The sequence below is a fragment of the Telluria sp. AZSoR62 genome, from assembly GCF_058111565.1.
The window spans coordinates 1-242 of sequence record NZ_JBYTST010000540.1; the positions used below are offsets into that span (position 1 = coordinate 1).

Genomic DNA, 242 nt, shown 5'->3' on the forward strand with positions numbered 1-242 from the left:
GGGGGAAACCGGGCTTGACCACTACCAGGTACGGCAGTACACCGGCTGGTACAGACACATCACCCTGTCCATGTTCGCCCACGCCTTCCTCAGTGTCATCCGCTCAAAAAAGGGGGCCCAGATCCAAGCGCCGAGCACCGCGCCCTGCCGGCGCCGGCCGACGCCCAGCTCGCGTGGTTCGTCCGCGAGGCCTGGCCCTCCCCCATCACCGGAGCCTCCCTGACGGAGGGGGTGCTGGAGGC

At 68.6% G+C, this 242-nt stretch carries 1 pseudogene; it reads left to right on the forward strand.

Annotated features, from left to right (window positions below):
• A pseudogene (locus AC3XQU_RS24685) lies at positions 1 to 223 on the forward strand (IS701 family transposase); the annotation flags it as partial.
• Between the last annotated feature and the right edge of the window lie 19 nt (positions 224 to 242).